This is a genomic window from Acidovorax sp. Leaf160, from assembly GCF_001424265.1.
Lineage (GTDB): Bacteria > Pseudomonadota > Gammaproteobacteria > Burkholderiales > Burkholderiaceae_C > Paracidovorax.
This window is the reverse complement of record NZ_LMOV01000002.1, coordinates 75,056-92,817: the sequence shown is the minus strand read 5'-3', so window position 1 is coordinate 92,817 and position 17,762 is coordinate 75,056. Positions and strand designations below refer to the sequence as shown.

The window sequence follows — 17,762 nt, the reverse complement described above, 5'->3', positions numbered from 1 at the left end:
GGAAATACATGTCTGAATCTTTTGCCGCCCTTTTTGAAGAGTCGTTGACGCGCACCGAAATGCGCCCAGGCGAAGTCATCACCGCTGAAGTCGTGCGCGTCGAGCACAACTTCGTCGTGGTGAACGCAGGCCTCAAGTCCGAAGCCTACGTGCCCCTGGAAGAGTTCAAGAACGACAAGGGCGAAGTCGAAGTGCAAGTCGGTGACTTCGTCTCCGTGGCCATCGGCTCGATCGAAAACGGTTACGGCGACACCATCCTGTCGCGTGACACCGCCAAGCGCTTGGCCTCGTGGCTGGCGCTGGAAAAGGCCCTGGAATCCGGCGAATTCGTCACCGGCACGACCAGCGGCAAGGTCAAGGGCGGCCTGACGGTGCTGGTCAACGGCATCCGCGCCTTCCTGCCCGGCTCCCTGATCGACACGCGTCCGATCAAGGACCTGACGCCTTACGAAAACAAGACCCTGGAATTCAAGGTCATCAAGCTCGACCGCAAGCGCAACAACGTGGTGCTGAGCCGCCGCGCCGTGGTGGAAGCCTCCATGGGCGAAGAGCGCGCCAAGCTGATGGAAACCCTGAAGGAAGGCTCCATCGTGCAGGGCGTGGTCAAGAACATCACCGAATACGGTGCGTTCGTGGACCTGGGCGGCATCGACGGCCTACTGCACATCACCGACATGGCGTGGCGCCGCGTGCGTCACCCTTCCGAAGTGGTGACGGCTGGCCAGGAAATCATGGCCAAGATCCTGAAGTTCGACACCGAGAAGAACCGTGTCTCGCTGGGTCTGAAGCAGATGGGCGACGACCCATGGATGGGCGTTTCGCGCCGCTATCCTTCGGGCACCCGCCTGTTCGGCAAGGTCACGAACATTGCCGACTACGGCGCGTTCGTGGAGCTGGAACCCGGCATCGAAGGCCTGGTGCACGTGTCCGAAATGGACTGGACGAACAAGAACATCGCTCCTTCCAAGCTCGTGTCGCTGGGTGACGAAGTCGAAGTCATGGTCCTCGAGATCGACGAAGACAAGCGCCGCATCAGCCTGGGCATGAAGCAGTGCAAGGCCAACCCATGGCAAGAGTTCGCGCAAAACACCAAGCGTGGCGACCGCGTCAAGGGCCCGATCAAGTCGATCACCGACTTCGGCGTGTTCGTGGGCCTGGCTGCCGGCATCGACGGTCTGGTGCACCTGTCCGACCTGTCGTGGAACGAGGCTGGTGAAGCCGCTGTCCGCAACTACAAGAAGGGCCAGGAAGTCGAAGCCATCGTGCTGGCCGTGGACGTGGACCGCGAACGCATCTCGCTGGGCATCAAGCAGCTCGACGGCGACCCATTCACCACCTTCGTGACGGTGAACGACAAGGGCCAGACGGTGACCGGCAAGGTCAAGACCGTGGACGCCCGTGGCGCTGAAATCGACCTGGGCGAAGACATCGTGGGCTACCTGCGCGCTTCGGAAATCTCCCGCGACCGCGTGGAAGATGCCCGCAACGTGCTGAAGGAAGGCGACGAAGTCACGGCCGTGGTGGTGAACGTGGATCGCAAGACCCGCAACATCCAGCTGTCGATCAAGCAAAAGGACATGGCCGACGAGCAAGGCGCCATGGCCAGCCTGTCGCAGCAATCGAGCCGCGAAAGCGCCGGCACGACCAGCCTGGGCGCCCTGCTGCGCGCCAAGCTGGACAACTCCGACAAGTAAGCCATCACCAGCCAGATCGGCTACTGACCGCCGGGGTTCGCCCCGGCAGGCACCAACGGCGGGCGCTTCGGGCGCCCGCCTTCTTTTCCGATGACACCTTCCGATCCTGCAAAGCCTTCCATGACCCGATCAGACCTCGTCGAAGACCTGGCTGCGCGATTCAGCCAGCTCACCCAGCGCGACGCCGAACAGGCCGTCAAGACCATTCTGGACGCGGTGGGCGACGCACTGGTGCGCGGGCACCGGATCGAGATCCGCGGTTTCGGCAGCTTTTCGGTCAACCGGCGCCCGCCCCGCATGGGCCGCAACCCACGCAGCGGCGAAGCGGTGGCCATTCCGGAAAAGCGGGTGCCCCACTTCAAGCCAGGCAAGGCCCTGCGCGAGGCGGTGGACCAGCGCACTGCGCAACTGAAAGACGCCTCGGACGATTGATGCTATATATTTGATAGCATCATATCCATATATATCAAGCGCGGACGGTCAAAATGGCATGAAATTGACGTGCCAGCCCCGGCCTCCGAAGGGCTTGCAGGGTTTGACGCGCCGCCCAGCGTCCCGGCCGCTGCTCCTGCCCTGCGCTGCTCCTGCGCGGGGGTCGACGAAGGCCCTGCCCCGTGGCTCCGCGCCTCCTGCCGTGCGACCGTAGAATCGACGATCCACCGGGGAGACGCATGAAATATTTTCTGTGGCTGCTCAAGGCAGCCATTTTTTTTACCCTGTTCGCCTTCGCGCTGAACAACCAGCAGGACGCCACCGTGCACTTCTTCTTCGGCACGCAGTGGCGGGCACCGATGGTGCTGGTCGTGCTGACGGCCTTCGCCTCCGGGCTGGTCGTCGGCGTGCTGGGCATGGTGCCGCGCTGGTGGAAGCACCGCAGCGCTGCCCGCAAAGCCGGCGTGGTGGCAGGCCCAGCCGCCCATGCGGCGAACCCGCACGCGCCTGCTCCTGCCGCACTGGTGCCGGCCGAACTGACCACACCACACTCGCCCTTCCATGGAATTTGATCTCAGCTGGATCCTGCTCGGCTTTCCGCTGGCCTTCGGCCTGGGCTGGCTCGCCTCCCGTTTCGACCTGCGCCAGCTCCGCGAGGAAAACCGCCGGGCTCCCAAGGCCTACTTCAAGGGCCTCAACTACCTCCTGAACGAACAGCAGGATCAGGCCATCGACGCCTTCATCGAGGCCGTCCAGAACGATCCCGACACTTCCGAGCTGCACTTCGCGCTGGGCAACCTGTTCCGGCGCCGGGGCGAATACAACCGGGCCGTGCGCGTCCATGAACACCTGCTGTCGCGTGGCGACCTGAGCCGCAGCGACCGGGAGCGCGCGCAGCACGCGCTGGCCCTCGATTTCCTCAAGGCGGGCCTGCTGGACCGGGCGGAGGACGCGCTGCGCCGGCTGGAGGGCACGCCCTTCGAGAACCAGGCCCGCATGGCGCTGCTGGCCATCTATGAGCGCTCGCGCGACTGGCCGCAGGCCGCCGCCATTGCCCGCAAGATGCAGGGCTCCAACCAGGGCGACTTCAGTCCGCGCCAGGCCCACTACCTGTGCGAACAGGCGCTCACCCAGGCCGCCCAGGGCGACCTCGCCGCCGCCCAGCGCCTGCTCGAATCGGCGATTGCAGCGGCCCCCGGCGCCGCGCGCGCGCCCATCGAGCTGGCCCGCCTGCTCCAGCGCCAGGGCGATGCGCCCGGTGCGCTGGCCGCACTGCTGAAGCTGGCGGAAGACGCGCCCTCGGCGCTGCCCCTGGCCGCGGCCTTGCTGGTCGAGCTGGCCACCGCCACGGGGCGCTCCGCCGAGATCCGGGCGCTGCTGCTGCGGCACTACGAGCAGTTTCCCTCGCTCGATCTGCTGGAAGGCATCGTGGCGCTCGACCTGGCGCCCAACGCCCCCGCCGGCCCCGGACGCGAGTGGTATGTGCGCCATCTGGAGAAGGAGCCGTCGCTGGTGGCGGCATCGAAATGGCTGGCGACCGAAACGCTGGGCCACGAGGAATTCCACCCGCAGATCCAGCGCGCGCTCGATGCGGCCGTGAAACCATTGACGCGCTACCGCTGCGCCGCCTGCGGCTTCGAGGCGCGCCAGCATTTCTGGCAGTGCCCCGGCTGCCAGACCTGGGACAGCTATCCGGCCCGGCGCGTCGAAGAGCTCTAGCGCAACGGGTGGATAGCTGCCCGGCTGCGCGCGGTGGCACGGCCTGGTTCGTCAATGAAGGTCAACTGCGACGCAGGCCGCCCGCTCAGGGTGTGCAGATGCGCGGCTTGCGCCTAACCTGTCATGGCAGCAGACCGCTGCGCATCCACACAAGACAGGGAGCTTTCGCATGTTCAAAACCGTCATCACCCTCACCGCCGCACTGTGGGCCGCCGCTGCCTTCGCCGCGGTGGACGTCAACCGCGCGACCGAAGCACAGCTCGATGCCATCAAGGGGATCGGGCCGGCCATGTCGGGCCGCATTCTCGCGGAGCGCACCAAGGCACCGTTCAAGGACTGGCAGGACCTGGTGGAACGCGTCAAGGGCATCGGGCCGGGCTCGGCGGCCAAGTTTTCCTCAGAGGGCCTGACCGTCAACGGCGACACCTTCAAGCCCGCCGCGCCGACCCCCTCGCGCTGACGCCGGACGAGGGGCGCGGCACGGCTTTGCCCGATCTGCCGCACTGCAGCATAAGCGCTGCGGGCACGCAGCCAATCGCCGTCCGCTGCTCGGGTTTTCATAGCGGCGCGGGAGGGGCGCCCGTAGAATGGTTCAAGCATGCCCCTCGTCCTCCTCATCCTTCTACCCTTCCTCGGCAGCGTGCTGGCGGCGCTGCTGCCCACCAATGCGCGCAACACCGAGTCCACCCTGGCCGGTGTGATCGCGGTGTTCTGCACCGTGCAGGTGGCGATGTGTTTTCCGGAGGTGGCGGCGGGCGGCGTGCTGCGGCAGGAAATCCCCTGGCTGCCCTCGCTCGGGCTGAACCTGGTCATCCGCATGGACGGGTTCGCGTGGATGTTCTGCATGCTGGTGCTGGGCATCGGCTCGCTGGTGGTGCTGTACGCCCGCTACTACATGTCCGCCGAAGACCCGGTGCCGCGCTTTTTCTCGTTCTTCCTGGCCTTCATGGGCGCCATGACCGGCGTGGTGCTGTCCGGCAACATCATCCAGCTGGCGTTCTTCTGGGAGCTGACCAGCCTTTTCTCGTTCCTGCTGATCGGCTACTGGCACCACCGCAAGGACGCCCGGCGCGGCGCGCGCATGGCGCTGACGGTGACGGGCACGGGCGGGCTGTGCATGCTGGCCGGCATGCTGGTGATCGGCCACATCGTCGGCAGCTACGACCTGGACCACGTGCTGGCGGCGGCCCAGCAGATCCGCAACCACCCGCTGTACCTGACGGCGCTGGTGCTGGTGCTGCTGGGCGCCTTCACCAAGAGCGCGCAGTTCCCCTTCCACTTCTGGCTGCCCAATGCCATGGCCGCGCCCACGCCGGTGTCGGCGTACCTGCACTCGGCCACCATGGTGAAGGCGGGTGTCTTTTTGCTGGCCCGGTTCTGGCCGGTGATGGGCGACACCGAAGCCTGGTTCTGGCTGGTGGGCGGCGCCGGCATGTGCACGCTGCTGGTGGGCGGCTACGCGGCCATGTTCCAGCACGACCTCAAGGGTCTGCTGGCGTATTCGACGATCTCCCATCTGGGTCTCATCACGCTGCTGCTGGGGCTCAACAGTCCGCTCGCGGCGGTGGCAGCGGTGTTCCACATCATGAACCACGCCACGTTCAAGGCGTCGCTCTTCATGGCGGCCGGGATCGTGGACCATGAATCCGGCACACGCGACATCCGCCGCCTGTCCGGCCTGCGCACCATGATGCCGGTCACCGCCACGCTGGCCATGGTGGCCAGCGCGTCGATGGCCGGCGTGCCGCTGCTCAACGGCTTCCTGTCCAAGGAAATGTTCTTCGCCGAGACGGTGTACATCAACGCCACGCCGCTGGTGGCGTGGGCGCTGCCGGTGGCCGCCACCATCGCCGGCGTGTTCAGCGTGGCCTATTCGCTGCGGTTCATCGTCGATGTGTTCTTCGGCCCGCGCGCCACCGACCTGCCCCGCGAGCCGCACGAGCCGCCGCACTGGATGCGCGTGCCGGTCGAGTTGCTGGTGCTGGCCTGCCTGGTCGTCGGCATGCTGCCTGCCTGGTCGGTCGGCCGCTTCCTGGCCGCAGCCGCGTTGCCAGTGGTGGGCGGTACCCTGCCCGAATACAGCCTGGCCGTCTGGCACGGCTTCAACACGCCGCTGGTGATGAGCATCGTCGCCATGCTGGGCGGCATCGCGCTCTACCTCTTCCTGCGCTGGCAGCGGCAGGCAGGCCATGTCGATGCGCCCCCGCTCATGTACCGCATCAGCGGCAAGCGGGCGTTCGAGGGCCTGCTCGCGCGGCTCACCGCAGCAGGGCGCAGCGGCCGGGCGCTGCTGTCCACCGAGCGGTTGCAGTGGCAGATGCTCTGGCTGGTGCTGGCCACGCTGGTGGCTGGCAGCCTGCCGCTCTGGACGCAAGGGCTGCAGCTCGGCGACCGGGGCACGTTGCCCCTCTCACCCAGCTTCGTGCTGCTGTGGGTGCTGGGCATCGCCTGCGCCATCGCCGCCGCGTGGCAGGCCAAGTACCACCGGCTGGCGGCCCTCACGCTGCTGGGCGGCGCGGGCCTGTGTACCTGCATCACCTTCCTCTGGTTCTCCGCGCCCGATCTGGCCCTGACCCAGCTGGTGGTGGAGGTCGTCACCACGGTGCTGGTGCTGCTCGGCCTGCGCTGGCTGCCGCGCCGCGACGAGAGCCTGCGCGGCACGGGCGTGAGCCTGGCCATTGCCCGCGCGCGGCGGCTGCGCGACCTGGTGATCGCGGTGGCGGCCGGCGCCGGCATGGCCTGGCTGGCCTACGCCATGATGAGCCGGCCGTTCGCCGACAGCGTTTCCACCTTCTTCCTCGAACGCGCGCTGACCGAGGGCGGTGGCACCAACGTGGTCAACGTGATGCTGGTGGACTTCCGCGGCTTCGATACCTTCGGCGAAATCGTCGTGCTGGGCATCGTCGCGCTCACCGTCTATGCGCTGCTGCGGCGCTTCCGCCCGGCGCGGGAGACCATGGACCTGCCCGAGCAGCAACGCGCGCTGCCGGCCGACCTGCAGACCGACCTGCTGAACCCGCGCAACGCGCCGGACACCGCCGTCGGCTACCTCATGGTGCCCGCCGTGCTGGTGCGGCTGCTGCTGCCCTTTGCCACGCTGGTGTCGTTCTACCTCTTCATGCGCGGCCACAACGAGCCGGGCGGCGGTTTCGTCGCGGGCCTGGTGATGTCGGTCGGGCTGCTGCTGCAATACATCATCTCCGGCACGGAATGGGTGGAGGCGCACCTGCCGCTCTATCCGCGCCGCTGGATCGGCACGGGCCTGCTGGTCGCACTGGCCACCGGCGCGGCCGCCATCGTGCTGGGCTACCCCTTCCTCACCAGCCATACCGCGCATTTCGAGCTGCCGGTGATCGGCGAGATCCATGTCGCCAGCGCCATGTTCTTCGACATCGGCGTGTTCGCGCTGGTGGTGGGCTCCACGCTGCTCATGCTGACCGGCATCGCCCACCAGTCGGTGCGCGGCCACCGCTACCACGCGCGGCTGCAGGACGACGAGCGCGCCGAGCGGGAAGCTGCCGTCGCCGCCGCAGCAGCGGCCGTCACGGTGGGCGGTTCGCCGGCAGCGCACTCTTCGGCCGCGCCGCCCGCCTCTCCCACACACCCCCTGCCTGACGGAGCCCGCTGATGGAAATCGTTCTCGCCATCGCCATCGGCGTGTTCACCGGCTCCGGCGTGTGGCTGCTGCTGCGCCCGCGCACCTTCCAGGTCATCATGGGCCTGATGCTGCTGTCGTATGCCGTCAACCTGTTCATCTTCAGCATGGGCCGGCTGGGCCTGTCCATCGACAGGGAACCGGTGCTGATCGAAGGCGTGCCGCAGGATCTGCTGCATTACGCCGACCCCATGCCCCAGGCCCTGGTGCTGACGGCCATCGTCATCGGCTTCGCCATGACGGCGCTGTTCCTGGTGGTGCTGCTCGCCTCGCGCGGCATCTCGGGCACCGACCATGTGGACGGCAGCCGCGCGCGTGACCTGCAGGAGATGCCATGACGGGCTGGTCCGCACTCACGGCGTCGCTGATGCCGCACCTGATGCTCGCGCCGATCATGCTGCCGCTGCTGACGGCGTCGCTGATGCTGCTGCTGCGCGAGGAGCGCCAGCGATTCAAGCTGGGCGTCAACATCGCCTCCACCCTGCTCGGCCTGGTCATCTCCATCGCCCTGCTGCAGTGGACGCACAAGGCCGGCGCGCCGACCTCGATGGGCGTCTATCTGCCGGGCAACTGGCCGGCGCCCTTCGGCATCGTGCTGGTGATTGACCGGCTCTCGGCCCTCATGCTGGTGCTGACGGGCGTGGTCGCGCTGTGCTCGATCCTCTTTTCCGCCACCCGCTGGCACCGGGCAGGCGTCCATTACCACCCGCTCTTCCAGTTCCAGCTGATGGGCCTGGCCGGCGCCTTCCTGACGGCCGACCTGTTCAACCTGTTCGTGTTCTTCGAGATCATGCTGGCCGCCTCCTACGGGCTGCTGCTGCATGGCTCCGGGCGCACCCGCATCCAGTCGGGCCTGCACTACATCGCCATCAACCTGGCGGCGTCGTCGCTGTTCCTCATCGGCGCATCGATGCTCTACGGCATCACCGGCACGCTGAACATGGCCGACCTGGCGCGCAGCATTCCGCAGGTGGCTGCGGTCGACCGCGGCCTGCTGCATGCGGCCGCCGGCATACTGGCCACCGCATTCCTCATTAAAGCAGCCGCCTGGCCGCTCAACTTCTGGCTGGTGCCGGCCTACGGCGCCGCCACCGCACCCGTCGGCGCGCTCTTCGCGCTCATGACCAAGGTCGGCATCTACACGCTGCTTCGGCTCTGGACGCTGATGTTCAGCAGCGAAGCCGGCGCCTCGGCCCTGTTCGGCGGCATGTGGCTCATCGCGGGCGGCCTGGTCACCATGGCGTTCGGCGCGATCGGCATGATGGGCTCGCAGCGGCTCACCCACCTGGCGGGCTTCGCGGCGGTGCTCTCGTCCGGCACGCTGCTCGCGGCCCTGGGCTTCGGCCAGAACGTGCTCACCGCCGGCCTGCTCTTTTATCTGCCCAGTTCCGTGATGGCGGTGAGCGCCCTCTTCCTGCTGGCCGATCTCATCGACCGCTGGCGCAACGACGGCGCCACCCTCGCGCCGTATGAAACCGATGGCGACGCGCCGTTCCTGAACGCCCAATTGCTGCCGACCAGCGCCCACAACCTGGACGAAGACGAAGCTGCGCTGATCGGCCGCGTGATTCCTGCCGCCACCGCCTTCCTGGGCCTGGCCTTTCTCACCTGCACCCTGGTCATCGCGGGGCTGCCGCCGCTGTCGGGCTTCGTGGGCAAGTTCGCCATGCTGACCGCGCTGCTGAATCCGCTGGGACTGGGGTCGTCCGCCGGCCATACCCCGGGCGTTCCCGGCTGGGCCCTGATCACGCTGATGATCGCCACCGGCCTCATTGCGCTCATCGCGCTCACGCGCGCCGGCATCACGCATTTCTGGGCCAGCCACGACCGGCCCAACCCGCAGCTGCGCGTGGCCGAGAGCGTGCCGATCGCCGTGCTGCTGGCCGCCTGCATCGTGATGACGGTGCAGGCCGACAGCGTGATGCGCTTCATGCAGGCCACCGCCCACTCGCTGCACGCACCCGACAACTACGTGCGCGCCGTGATGTCGGCCAAGCCCGTGCCCGGCCCCGTCACCAGCGGCCAGCCGGCCACCACGCCGGAAGCCACGCGCATTCCAGGGGCCTCGCAATGATGAAGCGCATCTTCCCCGCACCGCTGCTGTCGGTCGCTCTCTTCGGCATGTGGCTGCTGCTGAACAGCTCGGTCAGCCCCGGCCATCTGGTGCTGGCCCTGCTGGTGGCCGTGGTCATTCCGGTGCTGACGCGCGGGCTGCGGCCGCTGCCGGTGCGCATCCGCAAACCCGGCACCGTGCTGCGGCTGGCCCTCAATGTGCTGATCGACACCTCGGTCTCCAACTTCGCCGTGTCGCGCTTCCTGGCCTTCAAGTCGCTGCGCCGCCATCCATCGGCCTTCGTGTACATCCCGCTGGAACTGCGCGACCCCAATGCGCTGGCGGTGCTGGCGGTCATCGTCTGCATCACCCCGGGGACGTCCTGGGCGGAGCTGTCGCTCGATCGCTCGGTGCTGCTGCTGCACGCGCTGGAGGTGGGCGACCCGCAGGAGCTGATCGACCACATCAAAACGCGCTATGAGCGCCCCCTGATGGAGATCTTCGAATGAACAGCCCGATTCTCTCGTGGGCGCTGCCGATCGCGCTCTTCATCCTGGCCCTGGCCATGGGCTGCTGCTTGCTGCGCGTGCTGCGCGGCCCCTCGGCGCAGGACCGGGTGCTGGCGCTGGACTGCACCTATCTGAACGGCATGCTGCTGATGCTGGTGCTGGGCATCTACTACGGCAGCACGAACTATTTCGAGGCCGCGCTGCTGATCGCGCTGCTGGGCTTCGTCAGTTCCACCGCCATGGCCAAGTTCCTGCTGCGCGGCGAGGTGATCGAATGACCGAAGGCACGCTGCCGCTCTGGGCGGAAATCACCATCGCCGTGCTGGTGCTGGCCGGCTCGATCATCGCGCTGCTGGGCTCGCTGGGCCTGCTGCGGCTCAAGACGTATTTCGAGCGGGTCCACGCGCCCTCGGTGATTGCCACCATGGGCTGCTGGTGCATCATGCACGGCACGCTGCTGTACTTCTCCATGCAGGGCGGCGGGCTCGCCATCCATGCACTGCTGATCGCGCTTTTCATCGCCATCACGGTGCCGGTGACCACCATCTTCCTGATGCGCGCGGCGCTCTTCCGTGCGCGCCGCTCCGGCAAGGACGTGCCCGGCAGTCTGAGCCGCATCGTCTCCAGCGACGAGCGTGATTCCTGAGCCTCCCGACGACGCCCCACTTCCGGCTTTCCGCTTCCAGCAATCCCTTACCCGGGGCCACCTGCAGTCCCACCGCAGCGCTCCGACTGGAACCCCATACATGCTCCAAGCCCCTGCCTCCAAGCCAGCCGCACCGGCCTCCTGGCTGATCGACGCCGCCGTGCCTCGAACGCTGCAAGCCTGGGTCCTGCAGTTCAGCCAGTCGCAGTGGGCAGGCGCTCACGTGCAGGGCTGGGTCTTCGAAGACGCAACCACGCGCCGGGCCGCCGAGGCAGCACTGGCCCAGGCAGGCGTTTCTGCCCGCTTCTACAGCGCGTACAAGCCGCTGCTCCACCACTTTCTGGAGGCGTGGGATGTCGCGCAGATCGCGCAGGCGGTGGTGCGCTACCCCGCAGTTGCCCCCGCGTCCGAGCGCCGCTTCATTCTGGAGGCCTATCCGCTCGCCGGCCTGCTAGCGCCCGGAGCCCTGCAGTTCGAGCCCCTCGCGGTCGGTGGCGACGACCTGTCCGCCCTGCATTACGAGGTGGAAGTCACGCTCAAGGACGGCAGCCTGCACCGCGCCCGCGTCTTCGCGCCCAACCGCCGGCATCTCGACGCCATCGGCCAGCAGCAGTTGTCGCCCACCGGTTGGCTCCGCGTCGGCAGTTCTTCGGGCGCCGCCGACCGGCTGGACGGCCCCCAGTTCACCGACTACGAACAGCTTTTCAGCCTCGCCCTGCACACCGTGCAGACACAGCCCTGGAACCTGCAGGCGCCCTGTTTCGAGCGCCTGCAGATCCGCATCGATGCGCCCGGCCTGGAATACGCCCTGCCCGTGGGCGACGAGCGCGTGAGCACGCACGAGGCGCTGCACGAAGACCTGTATTTCTCGCTGCTCGAACACTTCCAGCAGCAGTCGGGCCGGCCCACGGGCGACCGCCGGCTTCAGCCCGGCCAGATCGTGCCGGACGTGCGGCCCCTGGCCGACGGCGCGCAGCCCCGCCTGCGCATCGCACTGCAGTCCTTCGACGTAGCGGCGCAGGACGCCGCCGCATGGCCCGAGGTCGACGCACCCGACCAACCGCTGCATGAGCTGCAGCAAGCCGCCGCGCCGGCGCGCATCGTGCAGACGCTGGACGCACTGAAGGCCCTCGCGGGGCCCGGCGCGCGGTGCTTTTCCGCCACCTCGCGCCAGGGTCGCGCGGTGCACGGCCTCTACCAGCCGGGCAGCGGCGTGCCGGTGCTCATCAGCGCGGGCCAGCATGCGAACGAGACATCCGGCGTCGTCGGGGCCCTGAGAGCCGCGCAGGCGCTGCAGCAGCAGAAAGGCCGTGCGCACTTCGCGCTGATCCCGCTGGAGAACCCCGACGGCTACGCCCTGCACCGAGAGCTGGGCGCGCAGCACCCGCACCACATGCAGCATGCCGCGCGCTACAGCGCGCTGGGCGACGACATCGAATACCGCGCGGCGCCCCTGCCGCTCTACGAGCGCGCGGCGCGCGAAGAAGCGCTGGCGCTTTCCGGCGCCGCCCTGCACGTCAACCTGCACGGCTATCCGGCGCATGAATGGACGCGACCTCTCACCGGCTACGTACCGCGCGGCTTCGAGACCTGGATGCTGCCCAAGGGCTTCTTCCTGATCCTGCGGCACCACGCCGGCCGCGGCGACCAGGCGCGGGCGCTCGTGCAGGCGGTGGCGAGGGCTTTGCACGACGTGCCGGGCCTGGCCGAATTCAACGCGCGCCAGTTGGCGCTCTTCGAGCGGCATGCCGGCCCGATCCCGTTTGAGACGCTGCATGGCTTCCCCTACGTCGTTGCGGAACAGCCGCATGATGCAGCCGTGACCCTCATCACCGAATTCCCGGACGAGACAGTACATGGCGAGGCCTTCCGCTTTGCCCACACCGTGCAGATGCACGCCACGCTGGCTGCGGTCGCCGCCTGGCAGGACATCGGTGCGGGCAGCGGGCGCCGATAACGTGTTCTGAGCCTGCGCGGCGGGGCGCGAAGCCGCTAGCATTGGCAGACATGCTTGCCGTCCTTTCCATTTCCATCGGTGCCAGCCTGGGGGCCCTGCTGCGCTGGCAGCTGGGCCTCTGGCTCAGCACCGGCAACGTGCTGATCCCATGGGGCACTCTGGCGGCCAACCTCATCGGCGGCTACCTCATCGGCTTGTGCGTGGGCGTGTTCCAGCACCTGCCGCAGCTCGACCCGATGTGGCGGCTGCTGCTGGTGACCGGCTTTCTGGGCGGCCTGACCACCTTCTCCAGCTTCTCCGCCGAAGTCGTCACCATGCTGATGGCCGAACGCTGGCTGATGGCCTTCGGCACCGCGCTCGTCCATGTGTGCGGATCGCTGCTGCTGACCTGGGCCGGCCTGCAGACCGTGGCGGCCCTGTGTCCCCACTGGCGCGCCTGAGCGAAGCCATGCAATGATGCTATTATTTTAATAGCTGCATGCGCTTGATTCATGAGCGCAAACAACCGTTCTACCTTCAGACTCCCTCCATTCCGAAGTCCATGGAAACCACCACCGACCTGAAAGAAAGCAGCCTGGCCGACGCTTGGGCCACGCTGCAAAACCATGCCGTCGAAGGCAACCCGCTGCACGCCGATGCCTACCGGCTGGCCTTCGCCGACCCCGAATTCCTGCTGCGCCGCGAAACCCGCGGCATCCGCTTTCAGCTGGAGATGCTCAAACCCGACCTGGGCCAGACGGCGCAGGGTATCGAGCACACCGTGGTGGTCTATGGCAGCGCCCGCTTCGTCGCGCCCGATGAAGCCCAGGTGCAGCTGGAGTCGGCCGAGGCCAGCGGCGACGCCACCCGCATCGCCCGGGCCAAGCTGGGCGTGAAGAACGCGGTCTATTACGACCTGGCGCGGCAGTTCACCCGCATCGTGGCCGAACACAGCGAAGCGAAGCCTCCGGCCGAGCGCCTCTACGTCTGCACCGGCGGCGGCCCCGGCATCATGGAAGCCGCCAACCGCGGCGCGCACGAAGTGGGCGCCTTGAACGTGGGCCTGAACATCGCCCTGCCGCACGAGCAGAGCGGCAACCGCTTCATCTCGCCATCGCTCAGCTACAAGTTCCACTACTTCGCGCTGCGCAAGATGCACTTCATGATGCGCGCCAAGGCGCTGGTCGCCTTCCCGGGCGGCTTTGGCACGCTGGACGAACTATTCGAGGTGCTGACGCTGGTGCAGACCGGCAAGGCCAAGCCGGTGCCGATCGTGCTCTTCGGCACGTCGTTCTGGAAGAAGGTGGTGAACTTCGAGGCGCTGGTCGAACACGGCACGATTTCCGAAGCCGACCTGAAGCTCTTCCACTACACCGACGACCCGCAGGAAGCCTGGAGCATCATCAAGGCGTTCTACAAGCTCTGAACCCCCGCAGGCACACCTATGTCACGCCAACTCATCGGCTCCGGCTCCACCTTCGAGGAGCAGATCGGCTACTCGCGTGCGGTCGCCCAGGGGCCGTTCGTGTTCGTCTCGGGCACGACGGGCTTCGACTACGGCACGATGACCATCGCGGACGACGTCGCGGCGTAGGCCGAGCAGTGCTTGAAGAACATCGAGCACGCCCTGGCCCAGGCCGGCGCCAGCCTGGCCGACGTGGTGCGCGTGACCTACGTGCTGCCGAGGGGCGAAGACTTCGAGGCCTGCTGGCCGGTGCTGCGGAAATACTTCGGCGCCGTGCGGCCGGCGGCCATGATGATCTCGGCCCGGCTGCTCGATCCGCGCATGAAGATCGAGATCGAAGTGACGGCGATGAAGCAGTCCGGCTGACGTACGCGTTTAGAGCGGCTAACAAAACCCAGCGAAGCGGTTCTGGCTAGGCGCTGCATCGCAGGTAGTACGGGTAGTACGGGTAGTAGGGGTAGTACGGGTAGTACGGGTAGTACGACAAGATACGGCAACGACGCCAGAAGGATTTTGCAAGCCGCTCTTAGTCCGCAGCGTGCGCCTGGCGCTGCGCTACCGCTCCATACGGTGAAAATCCGCTCTGGTTTTCATCGACATCCAGGGGCCTGCCCACGTAGGGAAACGCCCGCTGCGGGCAGGCCTCGCGCTCGCAGACCTTGCAGCCCATTCCAATCGGGGTCGCCGCTTCGGGGTCGGCCAGATCCAAGCCCTTGGCATATATGAGTCTGGGCGCATGGCGCACGTCGCAGCCCAGGCCGATCGAGAACACTTTGCGCGGAAAGCCATAGCCCCGCGAATGGCTGGTGACCGTGCGCGCGATCCACAGGTAAGTCCGCCCGTCAGGCATGCGCGCGAGCTGCGGCACCACGCGCTCGGGCTGCGCGAAAGCCTCATACACGTTCCACAGCGGGCAGGTGCCGCCCGTGCGGCTGAAGTGGAAGTGGGTGGCCGACTGGCGCTTGGAAATGTTGCCTGCCCGGTCCACCCGCACGAAAAAGAAGGGCACGCCCGGCGCCGCAGGCCGCTGCAGCGTGCTCAAGCGGTGGCATACGGTTTCGAACCCGACTCCGAAGCGCTGCCCCAGCAGGTCGATGTCGTAGCGCAGAGCCTCTGCCGTTTCAAGGAACTGTCCGTAAGGCAGCAGCAGCGCTCCGGCGAAGTAGTTGGCAAGGCCGATCCGGGCCAGCTGGAGCGTCGGCGCGTCGTCCGCAAAGGGTGTGGTGCGTGTCAGCGCGTCGAGCAACTCGCCCGCTTCCAATAACGCCAGCTGGGTGGCCAGCTGAAAAGCGCGCTGCCCTGCATCGAGGGCGCGCGCGATGCGGATGAATTTCGAGCGCGGATCGTACGCGCGCTTGCCGCCGCGGTAACCCTCCGTCGGCACGGCCTGGATGCCGTGGTGGCCGGCAAGCCGCTCCTGCAGCCAGCCCGCCAGCTCGGCTCCCGAGACGCCGGCCTGGGTGGCTATGGCCTCGGCGGCGCGGTCCAGCGCATCGAAGTAGTTCTGGTGGGCGAAGAAGAAGTCGCGCACGGCCTCGAACGGAGCGGGCCGCACCGTCGTGGACTCGGCCCGGTCGTCCCCCAGGCGCAGCGCCATGGCCTCCAACTGCGTTGCGGCCTCCACATTGCGGCGATAGAGGGCCACGATGGCCCGGCCTACCGCAGGCATCTGCACCGCCACCTCCTGCAGCTCGGGCAAGCTGATCGGCTCGGCGGCGTCAGCCAGGGCCTCGCGCATGCCGGCGATGAGCCGCACTTCCTCGTCTTCCGAGAACTGCTGAATGTCGACGCCCAAGGCCCGGTTCAGCTTGAGCAACACGGCCACCGTGAGAGGCCTCTGGTTCTGCTCGACCTGGTTCAGATAGCTCGGCGAAATGCTGAGCGCCTGCGCCAGGGCGATCTGCGACATGCCGCGTTCGGAGCGCAGCTTGCGCAGCTTGACCCCCATGAATGTCTTTGCCATCGTCGTGCATGCCCCTGTCAATTTGCAAAATTCGCAAATCAGCCGGATGTGATTCGCAGAAATTCGCCTTTTCAGTTCTATTCGCCACACGGCATTTTGCGTAAATTGCGAATCATGACAACACCCTTGGCAACTATCGAGTTGCGTGAACTGGTTCTGCCGGCGCATGCCAACCACCACGGCACCCTGTTCGCAGGCCACGGCCTGCAGTTCCTGGCCAAGGCGGCCTTTCTGGCGGCTCGCGGGCTGGCACGGCGCGAGGTGGTGATGGCCGGCGTGACGGGCGTGGAATTCGCCGCACCCATCCCCGTTGGCTACCAGCTCACGCTGCGCGGCTGGGTCAGCCGCGTGGGCCGCAGTTCCATGACCGTGTGCGTTGCCGGCCTTGCCGTCAGGGCGAACGTGCCCAGCGAAGAAGTCCTCAAGGGAGTGTTTGAAATGGTCGCGGTGGACGCCGCAGGCCGTCCCGCAGCCATCGACCACGCCTATCTGAACCAGGAGACCACCCCATGACCGCTACGACGATGACCGAGGCCCCGGCGCCCACGCCGGCCTTCGAGCCCAAGAAGTCCGTCGCCCTTTCCGGGGTGACCGCAGGCAACACCGCGCTGTGCACGGTCGGCCGCACGGGCAACGACCTGCACTACCGCGGCTACGACATCCTGGATATCGCCGAAGTGTGCGAATTCGAGGAAATCGCCCACCTGCTGGTGCACGGAAAGCTGCCCACGAAGGCGGAGCTCGAAGCTTACAAAACGAAGTTGCGGGCCCTGCGCGGCCTTCCCGCCAGCGTGAAGGAGGCGCTGGAACACCTGCCCGCCGGCGCCCACCCCATGGACGTGATGCGCACCGGCACCTCCGCCCTGGGCTGCATCCTGCCCGAGAAGGACGACCACAACCTGCCCGGCGCGCGCGACATCGCCGACCGGCTGATGGCATCGCTGGGGTCCATGCTGCTGTACTGGTACCACTGGAGCACGCAGGGCAAGCGCATCGAGCTGGAGACCGACGACGACTCCATCGGCGGGCATTTCCTGCACCTGCTCCACGGCGAAAAGCCCAGCGCCGAATGGGTGCGCGCCATGCATACCTCGCTCAACCTGTATGCCGAGCACGAATTCAATGCCTCGACCTTCACGGCGCGGGTGATCGCCGGCACGGGCAGCGACATGTACTCGTCCATCGCCGGCGCCATCGGGGCCCTGCGCGGCCCCAAGCACGGCGGCGCCAACGAGGTCGCCTTCGAGATCCAGAAGCGCTACGACAACCCAGACGAGGCCGAGGCCGACATCCGCCGCCGCGTGCAGGCCAAGGAAGTGGTGATCGGCTTCGGCCACCCCGTATACACCGTGAGCGACCCGCGCAACATCGTGATCAAGCGCGTGGCCAGGCACCTCTCCGATGCCGCCGGGTCCACCAAGATGTACGACATTGCCGAGCGGCTGGAGGCGGTGATGTGGGAGGTCAAGAAGATGTTCCCCAATCTCGACTGGTTCAGTGCGGTGAGCTACCACATGATGGGCGTGCCCACAGCGATGTTCACGCCGCTGTTCGTCATCGCCCGCACCAGCGGCTGGGCGGCCCATGTGATCGAACAGCGGGTTGACAACAAGATCATTCGCCCCAGTGCCCACTACACCGGTCCCGAAGACCTCGCGTTCGTGCCGATCGACTCGCGCGGCTGAACAGT

At 67.2% G+C, this 17,762-nt stretch carries 19 protein-coding genes; 18 read left to right on the top strand and 1 reads right to left on the bottom strand.

Annotated elements, in window-relative coordinates:
- Positions 1–8 precede the first annotated feature (8 nt).
- The 16 genes from rpsA (at position 9) to ASF94_RS21660 (ending at position 14,475) form a co-directional block, all read left to right on the top strand.
- Positions 9–1,694 carry a 30S ribosomal protein S1 gene (rpsA, locus tag ASF94_RS02445; protein WP_056661066.1) on the top strand — a complete coding sequence of 562 codons (1,686 nt, stop codon included), beginning with the start codon at positions 9–11 and terminating at the stop codon, positions 1,692–1,694.
- 120 nt (positions 1,695–1,814) lie between these two features.
- Positions 1,815–2,126 (top strand): integration host factor subunit beta, encoded by a 312-nt coding sequence (locus ASF94_RS02440; RefSeq protein ID WP_056661063.1) that lies wholly within the window; start codon positions 1,815–1,817, stop codon positions 2,124–2,126.
- Positions 2,127–2,365: 239 nt separating this feature from the next.
- The gene (locus ASF94_RS02435; protein ID WP_056661059.1) at positions 2,366–2,698 is read left to right on the top strand and encodes a lipopolysaccharide assembly LapA domain-containing protein; all 333 of its coding nucleotides are present in this window, start codon (positions 2,366–2,368) and stop codon (positions 2,696–2,698) included.
- Positions 2,688–3,845 (top strand): lipopolysaccharide assembly protein LapB, encoded by a 1,158-nt coding sequence (gene lapB, locus ASF94_RS02430; RefSeq protein ID WP_056661056.1) that lies wholly within the window; start codon positions 2,688–2,690, stop codon positions 3,843–3,845. Before ASF94_RS02435 ends, lapB begins: the two co-directional genes overlap by 11 nt.
- A gap of 169 nt (positions 3,846–4,014) precedes the next feature.
- Positions 4,015–4,305, top strand: a complete 291-nt coding sequence (locus ASF94_RS02425; protein ID WP_056661053.1) for a helix-hairpin-helix domain-containing protein — start codon at positions 4,015–4,017, stop codon at positions 4,303–4,305.
- Positions 4,306–4,443: 138 nt separating this feature from the next.
- Positions 4,444–7,473, top strand: coding sequence for a monovalent cation/H+ antiporter subunit A (locus tag ASF94_RS02420; RefSeq protein ID WP_056661050.1), 3,030 nt, complete (start codon positions 4,444–4,446; stop codon positions 7,471–7,473).
- Positions 7,473–7,838: a Na+/H+ antiporter subunit C gene (locus ASF94_RS02415; RefSeq protein ID WP_056661047.1), complete on the top strand. Its 366-nt coding sequence runs from the start codon at positions 7,473–7,475 to the stop codon at positions 7,836–7,838. Before ASF94_RS02420 ends, ASF94_RS02415 begins: the two co-directional genes overlap by 1 nt.
- Positions 7,835–9,574: a monovalent cation/H+ antiporter subunit D gene (locus ASF94_RS02410; RefSeq protein ID WP_056661044.1), complete on the top strand. Its 1,740-nt coding sequence runs from the start codon at positions 7,835–7,837 to the stop codon at positions 9,572–9,574. Before ASF94_RS02415 ends, ASF94_RS02410 begins: the two co-directional genes overlap by 4 nt.
- Complete coding sequence (locus ASF94_RS02405; protein ID WP_056661040.1) at positions 9,571–10,062, top strand: Na+/H+ antiporter subunit E; 492 nt, start codon at positions 9,571–9,573, stop codon at positions 10,060–10,062. The genes ASF94_RS02410 and ASF94_RS02405 overlap by 4 nt, the downstream gene beginning before the upstream one ends.
- Positions 10,059–10,340: a K+/H+ antiporter subunit F gene (locus ASF94_RS02400; RefSeq protein WP_056661037.1), complete on the top strand. Its 282-nt coding sequence runs from the start codon at positions 10,059–10,061 to the stop codon at positions 10,338–10,340. The genes ASF94_RS02405 and ASF94_RS02400 overlap by 4 nt, the downstream gene beginning before the upstream one ends.
- Positions 10,337–10,708 (top strand): Na+/H+ antiporter subunit G, encoded by a 372-nt coding sequence (locus ASF94_RS02395; RefSeq protein WP_056661034.1) that lies wholly within the window; start codon positions 10,337–10,339, stop codon positions 10,706–10,708. The genes ASF94_RS02400 and ASF94_RS02395 overlap by 4 nt, the downstream gene beginning before the upstream one ends.
- 100 nt (positions 10,709–10,808) lie before the next feature.
- The gene (locus ASF94_RS02390) at positions 10,809–12,665 is read left to right on the top strand and encodes a peptidase M14 (protein WP_056661031.1); all 1,857 of its coding nucleotides are present in this window, start codon (positions 10,809–10,811) and stop codon (positions 12,663–12,665) included.
- 50 nt (positions 12,666–12,715) lie between these two features.
- Positions 12,716–13,105 (top strand): fluoride efflux transporter CrcB, encoded by a 390-nt coding sequence (gene crcB / locus ASF94_RS02385; protein WP_056661028.1) that lies wholly within the window; start codon positions 12,716–12,718, stop codon positions 13,103–13,105.
- Positions 13,106–13,206: 101 nt separating this feature from the next.
- On the top strand, positions 13,207–14,070 hold the full coding sequence (locus ASF94_RS02380; protein WP_056661025.1) for a TIGR00730 family Rossman fold protein: 864 nt from the start codon (positions 13,207–13,209) through the stop codon (positions 14,068–14,070).
- Between the two features lie 18 nt (positions 14,071–14,088).
- Positions 14,089–14,238, top strand: a complete 150-nt coding sequence (locus tag ASF94_RS21665; RefSeq protein ID WP_235505235.1) for a hypothetical protein — start codon at positions 14,089–14,091, stop codon at positions 14,236–14,238.
- Between the two features lie 12 nt (positions 14,239–14,250).
- Positions 14,251–14,475, top strand: coding sequence for a Rid family hydrolase (locus tag ASF94_RS21660; RefSeq protein WP_235505234.1), 225 nt, complete (start codon positions 14,251–14,253; stop codon positions 14,473–14,475).
- Positions 14,476–14,635: 160 nt separating this feature from the next.
- Here the strand turns inward: ASF94_RS21660 and ASF94_RS02370 are convergent, their stop codons facing one another.
- Positions 14,636–16,072 (bottom strand): short-chain fatty acyl-CoA regulator family protein, encoded by a 1,437-nt coding sequence (locus ASF94_RS02370; RefSeq protein ID WP_056661023.1) that lies wholly within the window; start codon positions 16,070–16,072, stop codon positions 14,636–14,638.
- Positions 16,073–16,186: 114 nt separating this feature from the next.
- Between ASF94_RS02370 and ASF94_RS02365 the strand changes: the two genes are divergently transcribed.
- The gene (locus ASF94_RS02365) at positions 16,187–16,585 is read left to right on the top strand and encodes an acyl-CoA thioesterase (protein ID WP_056661019.1); all 399 of its coding nucleotides are present in this window, start codon (positions 16,187–16,189) and stop codon (positions 16,583–16,585) included.
- Positions 16,582–17,757: a 2-methylcitrate synthase gene (gene prpC / locus ASF94_RS02360; protein ID WP_056661016.1), complete on the top strand. Its 1,176-nt coding sequence runs from the start codon at positions 16,582–16,584 to the stop codon at positions 17,755–17,757. Before ASF94_RS02365 ends, prpC begins: the two co-directional genes overlap by 4 nt.
- Positions 17,758–17,762 lie beyond the last annotated feature (5 nt).